Below are 18,229 nucleotides of genomic sequence, written 5' to 3'. Positions count from 1 at the left end.
TCGTGAAGGTGGAGGAAAAGTCCCGACTTTCGGGTCCTCCGGTGTGGGGTGTTCAAAACCGCTACTTCAGAAGAACGCGGACTTTCGACCGCGCGTACTGCCTGAACTACCAACTGCATAAACACAACAACAGAAACTACTCTACAGGAGTTTTCGAGCGCCCCGAGCCACGCCCCGAACCAGCACCCCGAACCGGCCGCCCCAGCCACGTGCGAATCAGCCCGATCACTCCTGCCCATCGCCGTCCAACGCGGGGCTGTAGGCGGTGTACCCGCGCCGCAGCCGGACCGACCCGTCGCCGATCATCGCGATGTCCGCCCACATCACCAGGAAGGACCCGCTGTGCCGCCACCGCAGCAGCGCCGGCAACGGCCACGGCTGGGTTAGGCTGTTCCGCTCGTAGCCAAGGAAGGACGACCAGCTGTGCGGGCTGACCACCAGTCCCAGAAGGCGCGCGTCGGCCATCAGCTGGGGCGGTACGCCGTCCACCACGAACCGGGCGTCGGCCACGCGCCCAAGCCTCACCCCGTCGTCGTCGAACACGGGGGTCCCCAGGAGGTCACCGAGGATCACGGCTGCCTCCCGGAATCCGCGCGATAATCTTGTCGCGGATCCAGCGCTCCACCCAGTCGGCATCGAGGTTCTGCCCGCTGACGCCGAGCCGGACCACCACGCCGACGTCGGCAACGTCCTTCCAGGGGATGCGGATCAGCCGGGACGACGGCGGCCTGCCGCCGAAGATGCGCGTCCCCAGGATGGGGCCGGTCAGCAGTGCGGTGATGACAGGCGCCGGCGTTCCCTCGGGAATCTCGGGGCCGGAACCGGGAGGGCTGAGTTCGAGGTCGTCCACTGTGGTGACGGGGACGCCGTCGTTGTCCAGCACCTGGCGGTCCAGCAGGTGCAGCTGCGCGTCCAGGGTCCGTCCGGCAACAGGCGGAACCGGGACCAGCGGGCGGGGCGTCTTCATGAGCCGGCTCCTGTCACAATCATGAGCGGTATGGCCGCCAGCGAGGCAGCGAGGATCACCACGAGGTAGATCATGGCCAGCACATTCACTCCCCTGCCGTTGACGTGCCCGCCCATGTATTGCGGGTCGTTCGCCACGATGAGTATGGGCAGGTACGTTAGCGGCAGCGCGACGGCGGAGAACACCACCGAGTATTCGGTGATGAGCACGGGGTCCACGCCGGTGGACAGGACGGCCACGCCGATCAGCAGGCAGATGATCATGGACAGGTGGAACCGGGCGGCCTGCGCGGGGCGCCGGAATTTGCCCCACGACCAGCCGAAGAACTGTGCCAGGGTGTAGCCGCTGGACAGCGTCGTCTCCAGGGCTGCTCCGAACGTGGCAGCCACTAGGCCAACCAGGACAAACGCCAGCCCGAGCTTTCCGGCGCCCTCCGCCACCGGGAGGATCACCTGGGAGATGGAGGTGACGGCAATGCCAGCCGGCAGGAGCACGACGGCGGCGCAGGCGGCGATCGCCACGGATAGCAGCCCGCCGAGCGGGAAGCCGACCAGCACGTTGATCCGGGACTGGATCAGGTCCTTGATGGTCCAGCCTTCCTCCACCGCGCCGGAGGAGAAGAAGAACACCTCGTACGGCGTCATGGCGGCGCCGAACAGGGCAATGGCGAAGTACCAGTAAGCGGCGCCGGTTTCCTCGTCCGGGACAGCCGGTGCCAGGGCCTGCCCGGCCAGGGAGCCCCAGTCAGGTTTGAGCAGGAACAGCGCCACGACGAAAACGATCAGGGCCAGTCCCAGGAGCCCGGTGACGTTTTCCATGATGGAGAATTTGACCCGCCAGATGACCAGCCACACGGCCACCACGGCCACCGGAATCAAGAGGAGGTAGTGGACGCTGGTGGCCAGCTGCAGGGCGAGGGCGATCCCGCCGAGTTCCGCGGTCACCGTCATGAGGTTGATGAAGAAGGACGCGGACAGGTTCGCCAGGCCGGCCCGGGGCCCCAGCCGTTCACGGATCACCTCGAACGTTGCCCGGCCGGAGGCGGCTGCCACCCGCCCGGACATGTTGGCAAAGATGCAGATGCCGGCGACGCCGACGCCCACCACCCAGATCAGGGACAGCCCGAAGCGGGATCCGACGACGGCGTTGGTCACGAGGTCGCCGATGTCCACGAACCCGCCGATGGCGGTCAGGATGCCGAGGGCCACGCCCAGGATGCGCTTCATTTCCCGCCGGCTTTCGTTTTCAGCCCGTTCAGGGCTTCCTCGGCTGCGGCGAGCGCGCGGTCCCCGTCCGACAGGGACGGACCGCCGTCGTCGCTGGACACTGCGTCCCGGGCTGTGGTGAGGCCGGCGGTTGACGTATCCAGGACTTTCAGCGCTTCCTCCCGAAGCTGCCGGTCCTCGGCAGTGCTGGGCGCGAGCCGCAGAACGGTGTCGCGGCTGGTCTGCACTTCCTTGAGGGCGTCGTCCAGCGCGGTGGAGGTGGCGGCCCGCGTCAGCTGGCCGTCCATCTCCAAGCGGGTGGCGATCCGGGCGGTGGCAATGGCTGAGGCCGTGTCTTCCGCGGCGGTGGAGACGGTGTCACTGATCCCGCCGGCGCCGCAGGCCGTAAGTAAGCTGAGCGCCCCGAAGCAGCAGGAGATGAGGGCTTTTCGGGTGGCGCCCCGGTGGCGGGTCCGTGGTGTGGCTGGCTTCGTCGGCACCGGCGCCTCCAGCCTCCGGGCAGGCCCGGTTCATCCGAGTTGCCGTACTGTTGACGACCCCAAATTTAGTTGCCTTAGTGCAGGTATAGCACTCCGCGGCCAGAATTTGTACGGATCCGGTGGTGATATCCGGCCTGGCAGTAGCAGGCCCTGCCGGCCCGGCGTATGGTTCTGCCATGCCACCGATTCGGGCCATCCTGCTTCCCGGGAGCGTGCTCCCTGCCCAACCTGCCTACGACGCGCTTATCGAGGCCCTGGGCCCGGACGTCCACGCCTTCGCCAAGGATCTGGAGCTGTATGCTGACGACGAGCCTCCGCCCGGCTGGAGCCTGGACGCCGAAATCGAAGGCGTCCTGCGGGAGGCCGATGCCCGTGGGTGGGAGACGTTTCATCTCACCGGATATTCGGGCGGCGGCGCTGCGGCACTCGCGTTTGCCGCCAAACATCCCGAGCGCCTGTTGAGCCTGGCCCTGCTCGAACCTGCCTGGGCTGGAAGCTGGGACTGGAGCCCCGCGCATGCCGAGCTCTGGAAGAAGTACGAGCAGCTGGAGACACTTACTCCGGAGCAGTTCCTGCCTGCCTTCATGAGGCTTGCAGTTAAGCCCGACGTCGTCCTTCCACCACCACCGCCGGGTCCCCCGCCGCCGTGGATGGCCAAACGGCCCGCCGGTATCAGGGCGTTCCTGCGGACCTTCAAAAGCTACGACTTGGACAGGGCCCGTCTGGCGGCCTTTCGCGAGCCGGTGTTTTTCGCCCTTGGCGGCCTGAGCAACCCGGATGACTACGGCGAGATTGCGCACCGGCTGGCAAGGGTCTTCTTCCCGGACTTCCACCTGGAGGTGTTCCCCGAGCGCCATCACTTCGACCCGCCGCACCGGATCGAGCCGGAGCGGCTGGCGGAGTTGCTGCGGAGGCACTGGGAAGGCGCGGAAGGCAGCACGCCGGCCTAGGGCTGAGGATCGCCATCACCGGCGTCGAGCCGGATGCTCCAAAAGACCTCGACCGGGTGCACGAACGGGCATATCCTGCACACAGGTTCCGCCGACCTGCCGCCAGGAGATGATCGCCATGGAAATGCCCAAAGCGTCCGACGCCGACAAGGAACACTTCCGCTCCGTCATGCCGGACCACCCCGAGGTGGTCGTCAAGCCGATGTTCGGCAACCTGGGAGCGTTCGTCAACGGAAACATGTTCGCCGGGCTGTTCGGCCCCACGATCGGCGTCAAGCTCTCGGACGAGGACAGGGAGGTGCTCGAAAGCACCGAGCGCACCGTCCCGTTCGGACCCGCCGAGCGTCCCATGGGCGGCTACACCGGCCTGCCCGAAGTGTGGAATGCCGAGGGCGACGGCGACGCGACCCGGGCAAAGGCCTGGGTGGAGAAGGCCTTCGAGCACGTCGCCACGGTGCCGCCCAAAGAGCCGAAAGCAGCCAAGCCCAAGGCCGCGAAGAAGTAGCCTTCCACGCAAGGACCTCCTGGTCCCAGCCAGGACGCAGAAACGGCAGGAGGACGCGCATAAACGCGTGTCCTGTGACCGATTCGCTGTCCCGGAACGACCGAGGACTCACCTCCCCATCGTGACCTGGTCTTGCCTGCCGCTCATCCCGCATTCTAAAATTAACTAATCTAGTTTTAGAAGGAGCGTCATGGACTCATCCCAGGCGGCAACCGTGCCGATGCAGCGGGCCGGCGGCGGTTGAGATGGACTGGCAAGGCTGGGCGCTGTTGGGGCTGCTCGCCACCACAGCCCTGACCGCGGTGATGATTGCTTTCCAGATGGCCGGCTGGACCCGGCTCGACCTGCCGCTGGTCCTGGGCAGCCTTGTCACGCCGGACCCGGACAAGGCGCGCGTCGCCGGCTTCTTCATCCATCTGGCGGCAGGCAGGTGTTCGCCCTCGGTTATGCGGCCGTTTTTGCGCTGCTGGGCCGGGCGACCTGGTGGATCGGCGCCCTGCTGGGGCTCCTGCATGTCGCCGTGGCGCTGACCGTCATTCTGCCGCTGCGGCCCGGCATCCACCCCAGAATGGCCAGCACCAGGGCCGGTCCGGCCAGCCGGGCAGCCCTTGAACCTCCCGGCCTGCTGGGCCTGAACTACGGGATCCAGACGCCGGCGGTGGCCGTGGCAGCCCATCTGGTCTATGGCTCCCTGCTCGGGTTGCTCCTCACGGTCCCCTGACGCCAGCCAGCGCGAGAGAAGGTGCACGACCAAATGGAAGCCGTCAACGTGGACTCCCCCGCCCTTGCGGACTACGGGCTGCTGCTGGGAGACACACGCACGGCCGCGCTGGTCTCGGCCGACGGCGGCGTCGACTGGCTTTGCGCGCCTACCTTCGACGGCGATCCCGTCTTCGGCGCCCTGCTCGGCGGCCCCGAAGCGGGCACCTTCCGCACCGGCCCCGCCGTGCCCGCCAAGCCCCTCGCCCGCAGGTACCGGCCCCACACTGCGACGCTCGAGACCGTCTGGGCCGCGGACCGCGGCACGTAGTCGCTCACCGAAGCAATGGTGGCGGAGGTCTCGGGCCGCCTGCTGCCCACGACTCTCCTCATCCGGCGGCTGGCGGCCGAGGGCGGGCCGGTGCGGGCCGCCGTCGAATTTGACCCGCGCTTCGGCGAGCGCCACCTCCGCCCCCGCGTCCGGCAGGGACTGCACCTGGTCTGCGAATGGGGCGCCCTGGCCGTGTCGCTCGGCTGCAGCGGCGGGCTGCGGGTGGAGCCGGGTACGACGACGGCAATCACCGTTGAGCCCGGGCGTCCCGTTGTGATGGTGCTCGCCATGGCCTACACGGAACCGCTGATCTGGGTTGACCCCGAAACCGCCTGGGACCTGGTGGAAGATGACGAAGCCCGCTGGCGGGAGTGGTCCTCAGGCATAAGCGGGAATGTCCCGTTCCGCGAAGCGGTCCTGCGGAGCCTGCTGACGCTGAAGCTGCTGACCTACTCCCCGTCAGGCGCCCCCGTCGCTGCCCCGACTACGTCCTTGCCGGAGGATCCCGGGGGCATTCGGAACTGGGACTATAGGTACGCCTGGCCGCGGGATGCCAGCATCGGCATCGCCGCCTTCCTCGGCCTGGGCAAGGACGCCGAGGCCCTGAATTTCCTGAACTGGCTGCTGCATGCCAGCCGGCTGGAGCGGCCCCGGCTGCCGGCCCTGCTCACCCTGACCGGAGGACACGTCCCCCGCGAGCGCACTCTGAAGGGCTGGCCGGGCTACGCGGGCAGCGCTCCGGTGCGGGTGGGCAACGGGGCCGCGCACCAGCATCAGCTCGACGGCTATGGCTGGGTGCTGGACGCTGCGTGGAACTTGGTCGGGCAGGGGCACCGGCTCAATTCGGAGACGTGGCGGGCAATGCGCGGTTTCACCGACCTTGTGGCGCGGCGCTGGCCGGAACCCGACGCCGGCATCTGGGAAATCCGGGCTGATGCGGCGCACCATGTGCATTCCAAGATCATGGGCTGGCTGGCGCTGGACCGTGCCTTGCACATCGCCCGGACACATCGCATCAGTGCCCGGCGGCGGCGCCGGTGGGAAGCGGCGAGAGACGCGATCTCCGCCGATATCAGGACCAGGGGCTTCGACCCTGCCAGGAATACGTACACCCGCTCGTATGGATCCGCAGATCTCGACTCGGCCCTGCTGATCATGCCTGTAACGCGCTTCGAGGAGCCTGCTTCTGCAAGGCTGAGGGGCACGGTTGACGCGGTGCGGGCGGAGTTGTCGGCCGGCTACCCCTTCCTGTACCGCTACCCGCCGGGCCAGGACGGACTGCCCGGGGATGAGGGGGCCTTCCTGCCCTGCTCCTTCTGGCTGGCCCAGGGCCTCGCCCTGACGGGAAGGGCCGCGGAGGCCGCGGAAATGTTCGAGGCGCTGTTGGGGAACGCCAGCCCACTTGGTCTATTCAGCGAGGAGATCGATCCCGCCACGGGGGCCCTGCTCGGAAACTATCCACAAGCGATGACCCACGCCGCACTGATTCAGGCAGCGCTGGCGATCCGGGACGCGGCGCAGGACGAGCCGCTGGTTGAACCTGTCGAAACCCGGCCCGCCGAGCACCCAGTCAGGACGCAAGATCGGTAGGAGGACACGCAAGTCCGCGTGTCCTGTGGCCGATTCCGCGTCCTCGAGCGGTGCATGAGGGAAGCCCCGTGCCCGTGTACGGCGCGCCGCCAAGTTTCAACTACCCCGCTTCATACATGCTCCTCTAATCGGCTGACGACTCTTCCTCCCAAGAAAATGTCCGTCGTGGCCCGTAGAGTGAAACCCAACGACGTGACGCACCAAACACGGGAACGGAATGGATTTCTACGCCATCAATTCCCTGCGTGAAAACCATGCAGGTTGGTCTCTGTTGCGCGCCCAGAACGCCCCGCTGGCACTGACGTTCTTCATGGCCGCCTTCACCGGGCCCAACCAGCGCAACCTGGGCCGCCAGCAGCTCATCGACGTCCTGGACGACGTCCTCTTCGGCCTCCGGGACAGCGAGGGCGAGGACAGGTTCCCGCGCCTGGCCGGCGAATACCTGGATGACTGGGCCGCCGACGAACGCAAGTGGCTGCGGAAGTACTATCCGCCGGGCGAGGACGAGCCCCACTACGACCTGACCGCAGCGGCCGAAGATGTTGTCCGCTGGGTGGAGAGCCTCCGCGGCCGGGACTTCGTGGCCACCCAGTCCCGGCTGACCAGCATCTTCGCCGTGCTGAAGCAGCTGGTCCAGCAGTCGGAGACGGACCCTGAAGTGAGGCTTGCCGAATTGCAGCGCCAGCGGGACGGGATCGACGCCGAGATGCAGCGGATTCGCGACGGCAACATTCGCGTGATGACCGGCCCCGAAGCGTTGGACCACTTCCAGCAGCTCACCGCCCTGGCCAAGGACCTGCTCTCCGATTTCCGCGAAGTCGAGCAGAACTTCCGCAAACTCGACCGGCAGGTGCGGGAGCAGATCGCCACTTGGGACGGAACCCAGGGCGAACTGCTGCAGTCCATCTTCGACAACCAGCAGGACATCAGCAGCTCGCTCCAAGGCCGGACCTTTCAGGGCTTCTGGGACTACCTGATGTCGCCCCAGCTGCGCACCGAGCTGCAGGACCTGCTCCAGCGGGCCACCCTGATCGAGGCCCTGGCCCACAGCGGCAACCTCCACACCGTGACCAACCTCCACCAGGACTGGCTGCCCGCTGTCGAACAGACCCAGGCCACCGTCCGCCAGCTGTCCCAGCAGATGCGCCGCCTGCTCGATGACAAGGTGTTCCTGGAAAACAAGCGCATCATGCAGCTGATCCGGAGCATCGAATCCGGTGCGCTGGGCACCCGCGAGGCGCCGCCGTCGGGCGCCTTTATGGAGATCGACGCGCCGTCCGTGGACGTTGTGTTGCCCTTTGAACGGCCGCTGTATGAGCCCAGCCGCAAGGTGACGGTGGACGATTCCGTCGAAGCGGCCGATGACGCAGATGTAGACGCCGCCGCCTTGTTCAGCCAGTTCTATGTGGACACGGAACGCCTGAAAGCCAACGTGGACGCCGTCCTGGCCGGAGCCGAGCAGGCCACCCTCGCGGAGGTCACCGAGGCGTATCCGCTCACCCAGGGGTTAGCCGAGCTGGTGGCGTACTACCAGCTCGCCACGGAGTCGGACTGGGCCACCATCAACCCGGATCAGTCCCAGCACCTGTCCTGGCAACTGCCGGACGGCAGCATCCGCGAAGCCACCATCGAACAAATCATCTTCGGAAGGCCGGCATGAACCCCGCCACCACCAACCCCGCCGCCCTCGAAACGGAAAGCCGCACGCCGGAGGAACTGCCCGCCGTCGTCACCCGGCTGTTCAAGGGCGTGCTCTATTCGGAGACTGACGAGAAGGTGTGGCAGTCGCTGCTCGGCCTGACCTCCCATGTGCGCGACTACGTTGCCGTGCTGGGCCTGGATCTGATCCTGGACGAATCCGAGGGCTACGCGTTCCTGAGGTCGCGCGAGGATCCGGACGGCACACTCCCCCGCCTCATCGCCCGCCGCACCCTGACCTTCAACGTCAGCCTGCTGCTCGCCCTCCTCCGCCGCCGCATGATGGAGTTCGACATCAATAGCAGCGAGGTCCGTCTGATCATGACAGAGCGGGACATTGCCGACATGGTCTCCGTGTTCCTGCCTGAATCCAGCAACCAAGCCAAAGTCCAGGACCGGATGGGCGCGGACATCAAGAAGGTGGTGGAGCTCGGCTTCCTCCGCAAGCTCAAGGGGCAGAGCGACACGTACGAGGTGGCGCGGATCCTCAAGGCGTACGTGGATGCGCAGTGGCTGGAGGAGTTCGACGCACGGCTGGCTGACTACCGGGCGACGGTCGCCGGCGAGCCGCTCGCCGACGCGGTGACCGGCAGCGCAGCAGCCGGCAGCGCGCCCGAGGAGGAGGACAAGTGACGGCGGACCTGGGCACGGACCTACAGGAGAGCCTGTTCAGCCTGGATGAGACAGCGGCCGACGGCGGCACTCCCCCGGGCTTCCGGCTGCACCGCTTGGAGCTGCTCAACTGGGGCACGTTCCACCAGGGGGTGCGCACGTTCCGGCTGGACGGGGCCAACAGCCTGCTCACCGGGGACATCGGTTCCGGCAAGTCCACGGTAGTGGATGCCATCACCACGTTGCTGCTGCCCGCCCACAAAATTGAATACAACAAGGCCGCAGGGGCGCAGAAGAAGGAACGCTCCCTGATGTCCTACGTGCGGGGCTTCCACAAGAACGCGCGGAGCACCGGCGGCGAGTACTCCAAGCCGGTGGCCCTGCGCGGCACCGGCCAGCTGACCGTCGTGCTGGGCGTCTTCCATAACGCTGTGCTGGGCAAATCGGTCACCCTGGGTATCACGCTGTGGGCCACTCAGGAGGCCGGGCAGCCCCTCCGCTTCTACTCACTGGCGGAGGCGGACCAGTCCATAGTGGCGGACTTCAGCAACTTCGGCCAGGACCCGCTGCAGCTGAAGAGGAAGCTCCGCGCAGCAGGTGCTTCGGTCCATGATTCCTTCGAGCCGTACTCGGCCGCGTTCAAGCGTCAGTTCGGCATCAGCGGGAACCAGGCCCTGGAACTGTTCCACCGGACGGTGTCAATGAAGCAGGTGGAAAACATCACCTCTTTCGTGCGCGGCAACATGCTGGAAGAGGACGACGTCGCCACCCGGATCACCAATCTGATCCACCACTTCGACGACCTGAAGAAAGCCCACGACGCCGTCCTCCGCGCCAAGGACCAGATCGCCCTGCTGACGCCCATCCGGGAGGGCGCCGCCCAGCACGCCAGGCTGAGCGCGGACGACGACCTCGCCCGGAAGCAGCGCGACCAGCTGCACCCTTGGTTCACGGACCGGAAGCTGCAGCTGAGCCTCGAGCACCAGGACGAGCTAAAGCAGACCGGCGTGCGGCTGCAGGAGGACTCGGCCCGGCTGAACGGCGAGATCAAGCAGCTGCGCCGGGACCTCGCCGGGGTTGAGGAGGACATCCGCACCAACGGCGGCGGCAGGCTGGCAGCGATCGACGCCGACCTCTCGCGGCTCGCGGCGGAGTCCGCGGCCCAGCGGCAACGCTTCGAGGCGTACACGGCCGCCGCCGCCGAGCTCGGCCTGCAGGCACCGGAGGACCGCGTGCTGTTCGATGCGAACCGGGCCAGCCTGGTGGAGGTGGAGCAGGACCTGGCCCGGCGCTCGGACGCGCTGCAGGAGGACCGCACCCTGTTCTCCATCCAGCAGTCCGAGCTCAACACCAAGGCCGCAGAGATCGCCGCCGAGCTCACCAGCCTGCAGGCCCGGCGCAACCTGATCCCGCTCCCCCAACTGGATATCCGCCGTCGGCTCTGTGACGGAACCGGAATCCCGGACACGGAGCTGCCCTACGCCGGCGAGCTGCTCAAGGTCCGCGACGGCGAGGCCGCCTGGGAGGGCGCCGCTGAACGGACACTGCGGGGTTTCGCACTCTCGCTGCTGGTGCCGGTGGAGCACTACGCCCCGGTCAGCGCGTGGGTGGACGCCAACAACCTCAGGGGCCGGCTGGTGTACCTGCGGATCGGGGACTCGCATGCGCCGAAGACCGCTGAGTCCGGGACCCTGGCGGCCAAGATCGCCATCAAGCAGGGCACCCCGTTCCGGGATTTCCTGCTGGACGAGCTCAGCAGCCGGTTCGACTACTTCTGCTGCGAGAACCTGACGGACTTCCGCCGCTACCCCAAGGCTCTGACAGCCAACGGCCAGCTCAAGGGCGGCCGGGGCCGGCACGAGAAGGACGACCGCAAGGACCTGGCGGACCGGCGCAATTACGTGCTGGGCTGGGACAACCACGACAAGATGGCCCGGTTCCGCACCGAGCAGGACGAGGTGCAGGGCAGGCTGAAGGTGGTGGCGGGCCAGCTGGCGCGGGCCAACGAGGCGCTCGGCGGCCTGGGACGGCAGAACCGGCAGCTCGGCGTGGTGGGCTCGGTGAAGGAGTTCGGCGAGATCGGCTGGCAGGCCACGGCCCGCAGCATCGAGGAGTTGAAGGCGGAGAAGCGGGCGCTGCAGACCACCAGCGATGTCCTGCAGCAGCTCATGGCCAAAAAAGAAGAACTTACCGATCGCCTTGACCGGACGCAGTCGCGAGCGGACAAGAACCAACGCAACATAGGGACTAATGACGGGGCCGTAAAGGACATCGCCGAGGCGATTGACGAGTGCCGCGCTGTCCTGGCCGAGACGCCGGTGACGGACGACGCCGTGGTGCTGGCCGCCGTCGGACGCCTCGCCGAAGCAGCACTCGGCGACAAAGCGCTCACCTACCGGAACACGGGCAGCGTGGAAAGCACCGTGCGGAGCGGGCTGACGGACACCATCGACGCGCTGGCCAAGCGGATCGCGCGCGCTGCCGAAAATACCGTCCGGCAGATGGCGGATTTCCGCAACAAATACCCGAATGAGACCACTGACTTCGACGCCGCCCTGGAGGCCGCGGCCGACTATAGCCGGCTGTTCGAACAGCTGGTGGGCAATGACCTTCCCCGGTTCGAGGCGCGGTTCAAGGAGTCGCTGAACCAGAACACCATCCATGAGGTCGTGGCGTTCAATGCGTTCCTGGATAGCCGCCGGCAGAACATCATTGACCGGATCGGCGAGATCAACCAGTCGCTGGCGGGCATTCCGTACAACACGGGCCGGCACATCCAGCTGGAGCACCAGGCCACGTCGGACCAGGACGTGCGCGAGTTCGGCAGTGACCTGCGGGCGTGCTCGGAGGGGACCATTGGCGACGAGGACCAGTACTCGGAGCAGAAGTACCTGCAGGTGGAGCGGCTGATTGAGCGCTTCCGGGGCCGGGAGGGACTGAGCGACCTGGACCGGAAGTGGACCGCCAAGGTGACCGATGTGCGGAACTGGTTCACGTTCTCGGCGTCGGAGAAGTGGACCGAAACCGGCGAGGAGTACGAGCACTTCACCGATTCGGGCGGCAAGTCCGGCGGGCAGAAAGAGAAGCTGGCGTACACCATCCTGGCCGCAGCGCTGGCGTTCCAGTTCGGGCTGGGGTCCGGCAAGGGCGCCGGCAGGATTGCGGGCAGCGGCCGGAGTTTCCGGTTCGTGGTGATCGACGAGGCATTCGGCCGCGGCTCCGACGAGTCCGCGCGGTACGGGCTGGAGCTGTTCCAGCGGATGAAACTGCAGCTGCTGATCGTCACCCCGCTGCAGAAGATCCACGTGATCGAGCCGTTCGTGTCCCACGTGGGCTTCGTGGCGAACACCAACGGCGACGATTCCCAGCTGCGCAACATGACCATTCAGGAGTACCGCGAGGAGAAGGAACGGCGTGCCGGCTGAATCCTGGACCACCCTGGCGGGGCTGCGGGCCCAGTCGCTGAAGGCGTGGACCAGCGGTGCGCTGCTGCGGGAACTGCTTGTACCCTCCGGTGCTTATCCCCGGCGGCGGTCCTTGAAGCGTCCGACGGCGGCGGAACTGTTGAGCGAGTACGCTGCGGTCCGGGCGTGGGCGGCCGAGCTTTCCGCCGGGGCTGGCGAATACCAGCTGGAAACGGTGGAGACGGGCCGGCGAACTGTCGGATCCAACCGCATTCCGGCCGCGGCGGTGTTTTCCACGGTAGAGGACGAGATCGCGTTTCTGGGAAAGACACGGGAGGCTTCGGCTTTTCGCGGGATCGCCGCAGGGCTGGGTGAGCTGGATCCGCTACTTCCGGCGTGGGCGGCGCGGTATCCGCTGAAGCTTGTGGAGCTGGGGCCCGATGCGCTGACGGCGGCGCGGGCTGCCCTGTGGCTGCGGGACAACCCGAAGCCGGGGTTCTACGTCCGCCAGCTGGGGCTGCCCGGGGTGCACACGAAGTTCATTGAGAGGCACAGGCAGGTCATCGGTCAGCTGCTCGCGGCTATGGCGTCCGCTGCCGTTTCCGATCCGGACGACGAGGAACCCCTGATCGGGTTCTCGGAGGGCGATGCCGCTTTGGAGCAGGGTGCCGGACGGACACCGGCGGCGAGATTCGCACGCCGGCACGGGTTCCTGCACCCACCCGAGCTTGTCCGCTTCCGCATCCTCGATCCGAGCGTTGACGTGCTCGGCGGCGCGCGGGACATCACCGTAACGGCCGAGGCGTTCAGTACCCTCCGGCTGCCGGTGGACACCGTGATCGCCACCGAGAACCAGGTCAACTTCCTTGCATTGCCGGACCGCCCCGGGGCGCTGGCGCTGTACGGGGCCGGCTATGGCTTCTCGTCGTTGCGGGATGCTGCCTGGCTGCGGGACTGCAAGATCTTCTACTGGGGCGACATCGATACGCACGGCTTCCGGATCCTGGACCAGCTCCGCGCGGTTCACCCGCACGTAGAGAGTGTGCTGATGGACGAGTCGACGTTGCTCGCTCATCGTGACGCCTGGGGATCGGAGCCGTCACCTTCGAGGGCTGTGTTGACCCGGCTCACGGCCGAGGAGGCTGCGCTGTACGAAGGGCTTGTGAACGACAGCTATGGTCCAACCGCCCGGCTTGAACAGGAGCTGATCAACTGGGACTGGGCACTCGAGCGCCTAAATCCCGCTGGTTGACCCGGTAGAAGCCGAACCCGCGAAAACCCGGCGGCTGGGCCTGTCGAAACCGGGCTATCCCAACCAAAACGAGGGCCAGCCAGATAGAATGGGCCATGGTGCTCTTTCCCGCAATCGGGCTCCTGCTGTGGATTGCCGCCCTTTTCGCTGGCTTGGTTCTGGCCTCCATCCTCTGGTTCCTGTGCCAATCGATGCTCTGGCTTCTGGACCTGAAGGACCTGCTCACTCGCCGGAAGAATGCGGCCGCCTCCAGGCGGAAGGTGCCGCCGGCCCACAAACCGGCCGCCCGTGAACTCACGTCCGACATGATGCCCAAATGGACCGCGGCGCATCGGCGCTACGTGGACGGCCAACTGTCCCATTGGCAGGAGCAGTTCGACGCCCTGAACTCCCGCAAGTTGTAGGCCGCAGGCAAAGGCGGGCCAACGTCCCGACTCGGAGATCGGCCCCGTGACCTCCGGCGCCATGATCCTGTCAGGCGCTTTTCCCGGCAGCAGCGTCGCGAAGGCACGGCACGGGCAGGCGGGCAGTGCGAGATGGAAGCCGGGGCCCGCCGTCGTTGTTCCCGTCACGCGGAGCACGCCGACCACTTCTACCCGTGGTCTGTAAGTCTTTACCCGGTTGCTCTGTGAGCGGCTGGCAGGCTGGTGCTGTGGTCGGGCTGGGGTGTGACTCACCCATGGTATTGCCTCCGATTTGAGCTTTCCGGAGTGCGCCTTCTTGGATATGTCCGCCTAGCCGGGCCCGGAATCGGTTCTGTCTACAGCGGTGGCCAACAAAGCCATCTACACAATCGCGTTGATCAGGATGAACCGCGACCCTCAAACCAGGGATTACGTAGCCAGACGGACAAGTCAAGGCCGTACGAAAAAGGAAATCATCCGCAGCCTCAAGAGATACATCACCCGGCATATCTACCGTCAGCTCAACACCATAGGTGGCCCGAATCCCGTCCCGACGCTCGAGGTAGGTTCCGCCGTTGTTTAAACGCTGACGCCGGCCGCGCGGGCCGCCGTCAAGGGCTGAAGAAGCAAAGGATCAGTGACGGTTGCCGGTCACTGCGGCGGAGACCCCGACGCCGATGATCGACAAGCCACCGATCCGGCCGAAGGTCGTCATGCGGCGCGGAGACTTGGCCAGCCAGCTGCGGGCACGGCCGGCGGCTAGAGCCCACGCGGTATCGGTGATCAGCCCGATGAATAGCGGGACGATACCCAGGATAAGGATCTGGGCAGTGGTGTTGCCTACCGAGGGGGCGATGAACTGCGGGACGATCGCGGTGAAGAGGACGAAGCTCTTGGGGTTGGTCAGGCCCACGATCGTGCCGGCACGGACCGCAGCCAAGGGAGTTTCAACCCGGGAGGTGGCTTCTGGCGCGTCGGATAGGGTGCCCGCGTGCCGGAGTGCCTGGAATCCCAGCCAGAATAGGTAAAGGATGCCTGCCCACTTGATGGATTGGAAGAGCAGTTCCGAGCGTTCCAACAAAGGACCGAGACCAAAGGCAATGGCGACCCCAACCAGGTAGCAGCCGATGGCATTGCCCACGACACTGGACAAGGCATTCGCGCGGCCGTGGCTGAGGGCCCGCCCCACCACGAAGAGCACGCTCGGCCCCGGAACGGCGATGAGCACCACGCAGGCAAGAGCCATGACGGTGGCTTGACTCAGAGTGACCATCCCAAAATCATAAAGTCCCCCGCCCTGGCGCATGGAATCACGCTCAGCAGGTGGAACGCTTGGGCCATCTCTGGTCGATGCACTCGACACTTGACGGAACATAGAAGCATCCAAGGGCGGCTCCACCAGCCTGCAGAATTTCGTTGCCGCGTGTAGCCGGTGCAACCGGTCGAAGGGGGCGCATATCCCGTCGCCCGCCAGGCAGGAACGGCTGGAACGACGACGGCGGAGGTACGTTCCGTCCGGCTGCGGTGACCGTCGGCGAGCGCCAGCCGCTCCCCTGACTGCCCCCTGGCGGGCCCGCAGACCATGTCGGACGGGACCTCTAGAATGAGCATTCTCCAGCAGGTGCGTGCGGCTCTCCTGCTCCGTGACGGATCCGTGGGACGTGACGTCTGACGGATCAGGAACGGGAACGTAGTGGCCAGTCCGCCGGCGGCGGTCTCCTCCTTCAGCATCCGTGCAAGGCCCAGCTGCATCGGGACGAACGATTGCCGAAGAGCACAAGGGGGCTGAAAGCCGAGGACCTCTGAAGCCATCGCCTCGTCTAGAACCGAATTGGCCGGGCCAGATTCAGTCCCCGTCGTAACGGGCAAGTGCTTCTATGTAGACTGCGGCGGTTTCATGGTCGCCCCTGTCGGTGTATTTGGCGATGATGTTCGCTAGATCCCTTTTGACGGCCCAACGCGCGTCATACGGTTCACGACGACGGGGAAAGTAATCGTTCATGGTTCCCGTCGCCTAACGAGTCTTCACGGTCCAGCAGATAGCGCAGAAATGCTGCCTGGTTGTCAATCTCCCGCTGTTTGCGCGGGGAAACCCAGTCCGGTAGTTCTTTGTCATCAGCCATGATGTTCACTCCTTCCAGTCATGAATTCATGCTGACCCTGTTCGAGCAAGATGGGCGAAGGTTTCGGGCAAGATAGGCGAAGGTCCTGTGGGTGGCACCCCTCCGCGCCGCATCCGCGGCACACGCATGCGATACAGACAATTCCAACGGTGCGGCGTCAAAGGAAGTTGACGTGGTTACCGGTGGCGATCACGGTGTCCGCCGGCAGCTGCAGCGGTTTGAATACTGCGATCCCCAATTGTTTATCCATGGACCCATCCGGAATGCGCTGGCGCCCAAATAGCTGGCATAACCCCTTGGGTTAGCTGGCAAAAAGACCGGCTGATCCATAAAACAGATACCGCATCAAGGAGATCATCATGGCAACACACACCAGCACCGGCACCGCCACACGCACCAACGTCCAGAAGGCATCAATGCTGGTCGGCGCCGTGTTCCTGCTGGTCGGTGTCCTGGGCTTCGTCCCCGGCATCACCAGCAACTAAGGCGAGCTGCAATTTGCCGGCCACCACTCCGAGGCCATGCTGCTGGGCCTCTTCCAGGTCTCAGTGCTACACAACGTCGTCCACCTCCTCTTCGGCGCCGCCGGCCTGCTCCTGGCCCGCAGCGCCACCGGCGCGCGCTCCTTCCTCCTCTACGGCGGAATCGTGTACCTGGTCCTGTTCGTCTACGGCCTGGTGTTCGACCAGGAATCCGCGGCGAACTTCGTCCCGCTGAACGCCTTCGACAACGGACTGCACCTGCTGCTCGGCGTCGGCATGATCGCCCTCGCGCTGGTTCTCACCAGGGGCCATGCCACGAAGGTGCGCTCCTGACCATTTCTCTCTGGGGAAACGCAGGCCAACGCCCGACGGCGGGACTCACCCGATGGTGAGTCCCGCCGTCGCGCGTTCCCGGCTTTCGTCCGGGCCGCTCACGGCAGCTAAATGCAGCTGGGCTGGTAGGCCGGGTCGGCGGGGCCGGAAGCCTGTGCCAATGCGTTGGCCACGAGCTGGTGGACCACGGGGTCGTTCGGCGTCTGGTCGTGTTCGAAGAGATCGGCCGGGCACTTGTCCTGGATGGTGATATTGGCGACCTGCCGGGCCGGGCCGCTAAGGAACTGGCTGTTGTAGGGAATAACCACCTCGTCATGGACCGTGGAAATGACGGTGTAGGAGGGTCCTGCAACGGTGTCGCCGACGGAATTGAGCTTCTGCATGAAAGTCGATCCGGCCTGCTGGTCGGCGCAGGCAGCACAGCCCAGGCCGGCGTAGTCCGGATCAGGGACAACCCCCGGCGGCGGAACGATCACACCTTCCGTGCCGTGGTTCGAAGGTGCGATCCCGACCAGGTGGTGGACATACTTGGCTCCGCCCAGAAAGCCCATGTAGTAGCGGGGCATCATGCCACCCTGGCTGTGGCCCACGAGATCCACTTGTTTGGCCCCGGTGGCAGCACGTACCGCGTCAACGAACGGGGCAAGTTCCTTCGCGGATTCGGTCACTGGCGCGGTGGCATACACGCCGTTCGTCTCGCCGTAGTTGAGGGCAAAAACGCAGTACCCGGAGCCTTTCAGGTAGGGCGCCAAGGTGGACCAGTTCTTCGCCATGCTCTCGAAGGTCCCAGGCACCAGAACCACGGGGTACGGGTGCTGGGCGGACGGCTTGCAGGACCAGTCGTTGGCTCCGGGCGGGGAAATTTGAACGATGTCCGCCTGGGCGGGAGCCACGGCAAGGGTGCCGGCAAGGACGGCGGCTGCGGCGATAGACACGGTTCTGGTAAGCAGTGACATAGAAACCTCGTTGTTCGTGTGTCAGGGGGTGGGCCAGATGTTGATTTTTCGCAGCCAAGTCTTGGCTGCGGTCCTCAAATGCTAGGCATCCCGGAAGGACGTGCGGCACTAACTGCACGAATGTGCGCGGAAGAGGGGCGCCGGGCGGAGCCTCTCCCCCACGGGCGAAACACCCGCACTCACATCAAAGCTACTGGTCAGTAGCATTTGGTCAGAGG

At 65.9% G+C, this 18,229-nt stretch carries 18 protein-coding genes and 1 pseudogene; 12 read left to right on the top strand and 7 right to left on the bottom strand.

All coding sequences use genetic code 11. The features are described 5' to 3' along the window. Positions 1 to 225 precede the first annotated feature (225 nt). The 4 genes from J7I92_RS13705 to J7I92_RS13690 are packed head-to-tail and all read right to left on the bottom strand — an operon-like array spanning position 226 to position 2,672. A complete protein-coding gene (locus tag J7I92_RS13705; protein ID WP_214841278.1) occupies positions 226 to 573 on the bottom strand; it encodes a PRC-barrel domain-containing protein in 348 nt (115 codons plus the stop codon). Beyond that, positions 560 to 967 (bottom strand): hypothetical protein, encoded by a 408-nt coding sequence (locus J7I92_RS13700; protein ID WP_214841277.1) that lies wholly within the window; start codon positions 965 to 967, stop codon positions 560 to 562. Before J7I92_RS13700 ends, J7I92_RS13705 begins: the two co-directional genes overlap by 14 nt. Then, positions 964 to 2,193: an Nramp family divalent metal transporter gene (locus J7I92_RS13695; protein WP_214841276.1), complete on the bottom strand. Its 1,230-nt coding sequence runs from the start codon at positions 2,191 to 2,193 to the stop codon at positions 964 to 966. The genes J7I92_RS13700 and J7I92_RS13695 overlap by 4 nt, the downstream gene beginning before the upstream one ends. Then, positions 2,190 to 2,672, bottom strand: a complete 483-nt coding sequence (locus J7I92_RS13690; RefSeq protein WP_214841275.1) for a hypothetical protein — start codon at positions 2,670 to 2,672, stop codon at positions 2,190 to 2,192. The genes J7I92_RS13695 and J7I92_RS13690 overlap by 4 nt, the downstream gene beginning before the upstream one ends. A 176-nt stretch (positions 2,673 to 2,848) precedes the next feature. Between J7I92_RS13690 and J7I92_RS13685 the strand changes: the two genes are divergently transcribed. From J7I92_RS13685 to J7I92_RS13645, 10 genes are all read left to right on the top strand, one after another. Then, the gene (locus J7I92_RS13685) at positions 2,849 to 3,622 is read left to right on the top strand and encodes an alpha/beta fold hydrolase (protein ID WP_214841274.1); all 774 of its coding nucleotides are present in this window, start codon (positions 2,849 to 2,851) and stop codon (positions 3,620 to 3,622) included. Positions 3,623 to 3,740: 118 nt separating this feature from the next. After that, positions 3,741 to 4,127, top strand: coding sequence for a TfoX/Sxy family protein (locus tag J7I92_RS13680; RefSeq protein WP_214841273.1), 387 nt, complete (start codon positions 3,741 to 3,743; stop codon positions 4,125 to 4,127). 430 nt (positions 4,128 to 4,557) lie between these two features. After that, positions 4,558 to 4,848 (top strand): hypothetical protein, encoded by a 291-nt coding sequence (locus J7I92_RS23950; protein ID WP_251039880.1) that lies wholly within the window; start codon positions 4,558 to 4,560, stop codon positions 4,846 to 4,848. A gap of 33 nt (positions 4,849 to 4,881) precedes the next feature. Further along, positions 4,882 to 5,157 (top strand): trehalase-like domain-containing protein, encoded by a 276-nt coding sequence (locus tag J7I92_RS23945; protein WP_251039879.1) that lies wholly within the window; start codon positions 4,882 to 4,884, stop codon positions 5,155 to 5,157. Between the two features lie 18 nt (positions 5,158 to 5,175). Further along, positions 5,176 to 6,747: a glycoside hydrolase family 15 protein gene (locus J7I92_RS13670; protein WP_311380343.1), complete on the top strand. Its 1,572-nt coding sequence runs from the start codon at positions 5,176 to 5,178 to the stop codon at positions 6,745 to 6,747. Between the two features lie 217 nt (positions 6,748 to 6,964). Beyond that, a complete protein-coding gene (locus tag J7I92_RS13665) occupies positions 6,965 to 8,407 on the top strand; it encodes a DUF3375 domain-containing protein (RefSeq protein WP_214841271.1) in 1,443 nt (480 codons plus the stop codon). After that, a complete protein-coding gene (locus tag J7I92_RS13660) occupies positions 8,404 to 9,078 on the top strand; it encodes a DUF4194 domain-containing protein (protein ID WP_214841269.1) in 675 nt (224 codons plus the stop codon). The genes J7I92_RS13665 and J7I92_RS13660 overlap by 4 nt, the downstream gene beginning before the upstream one ends. Then, positions 9,075 to 12,482 carry an ATP-binding protein gene (locus J7I92_RS24220; protein WP_214841267.1) on the top strand — a complete coding sequence of 1,136 codons (3,408 nt, stop codon included), beginning with the start codon at positions 9,075 to 9,077 and terminating at the stop codon, positions 12,480 to 12,482. The genes J7I92_RS13660 and J7I92_RS24220 overlap by 4 nt, the downstream gene beginning before the upstream one ends. Further along, positions 12,472 to 13,713 (top strand): Wadjet anti-phage system protein JetD domain-containing protein, encoded by a 1,242-nt coding sequence (locus J7I92_RS13650; RefSeq protein ID WP_214841265.1) that lies wholly within the window; start codon positions 12,472 to 12,474, stop codon positions 13,711 to 13,713. Before J7I92_RS24220 ends, J7I92_RS13650 begins: the two co-directional genes overlap by 11 nt. Before the next feature lie 95 nt (positions 13,714 to 13,808). Beyond that, positions 13,809 to 14,117: a hypothetical protein gene (locus tag J7I92_RS13645; protein WP_214841263.1), complete on the top strand. Its 309-nt coding sequence runs from the start codon at positions 13,809 to 13,811 to the stop codon at positions 14,115 to 14,117. A 634-nt stretch (positions 14,118 to 14,751) separates the two neighbouring features. On the opposite strand, the gene J7I92_RS13640 is transcribed toward J7I92_RS13645, so the two are convergent. After that, positions 14,752 to 15,390: a LysE family translocator gene (locus J7I92_RS13640; protein ID WP_214841262.1), complete on the bottom strand. Its 639-nt coding sequence runs from the start codon at positions 15,388 to 15,390 to the stop codon at positions 14,752 to 14,754. A 100-nt stretch (positions 15,391 to 15,490) separates the two neighbouring features. On the opposite strand from J7I92_RS13640, the gene J7I92_RS13635 reads away from it, so the two are divergent. Further along, a complete protein-coding gene (locus J7I92_RS13635) occupies positions 15,491 to 15,724 on the top strand; it encodes an HNH endonuclease (RefSeq protein ID WP_311380358.1) in 234 nt (77 codons plus the stop codon). 366 nt (positions 15,725 to 16,090) lie between these two features. Here the strand turns inward: J7I92_RS13635 and J7I92_RS13630 are convergent, their stop codons facing one another. After that, positions 16,091 to 16,240, bottom strand: a complete 150-nt coding sequence (locus tag J7I92_RS13630; protein ID WP_214841261.1) for a hypothetical protein — start codon at positions 16,238 to 16,240, stop codon at positions 16,091 to 16,093. Positions 16,241 to 16,599: 359 nt separating this feature from the next. On the opposite strand from J7I92_RS13630, the pseudogene J7I92_RS13625 reads away from it, so the two are divergent. Beyond that, a pseudogene (locus tag J7I92_RS13625) lies at positions 16,600 to 17,055 on the top strand (DUF4383 domain-containing protein). Between the two features lie 107 nt (positions 17,056 to 17,162). Here the strand turns inward: J7I92_RS13625 and J7I92_RS13620 are convergent. Then, the gene (locus tag J7I92_RS13620) at positions 17,163 to 18,011 is read right to left on the bottom strand and encodes a triacylglycerol lipase (RefSeq protein ID WP_214841260.1); all 849 of its coding nucleotides are present in this window, start codon (positions 18,009 to 18,011) and stop codon (positions 17,163 to 17,165) included. Positions 18,012 to 18,229 lie beyond the last annotated feature (218 nt).

It is taken from the genome of Arthrobacter sp. ISL-72, assembly GCF_018613755.1.
GTDB lineage: Bacteria > Actinomycetota > Actinomycetes > Actinomycetales > Micrococcaceae > Arthrobacter.
Note: the sequence above shows the minus strand (reverse complement) of the source record. Positions and strands in the feature narration are given on the sequence as shown.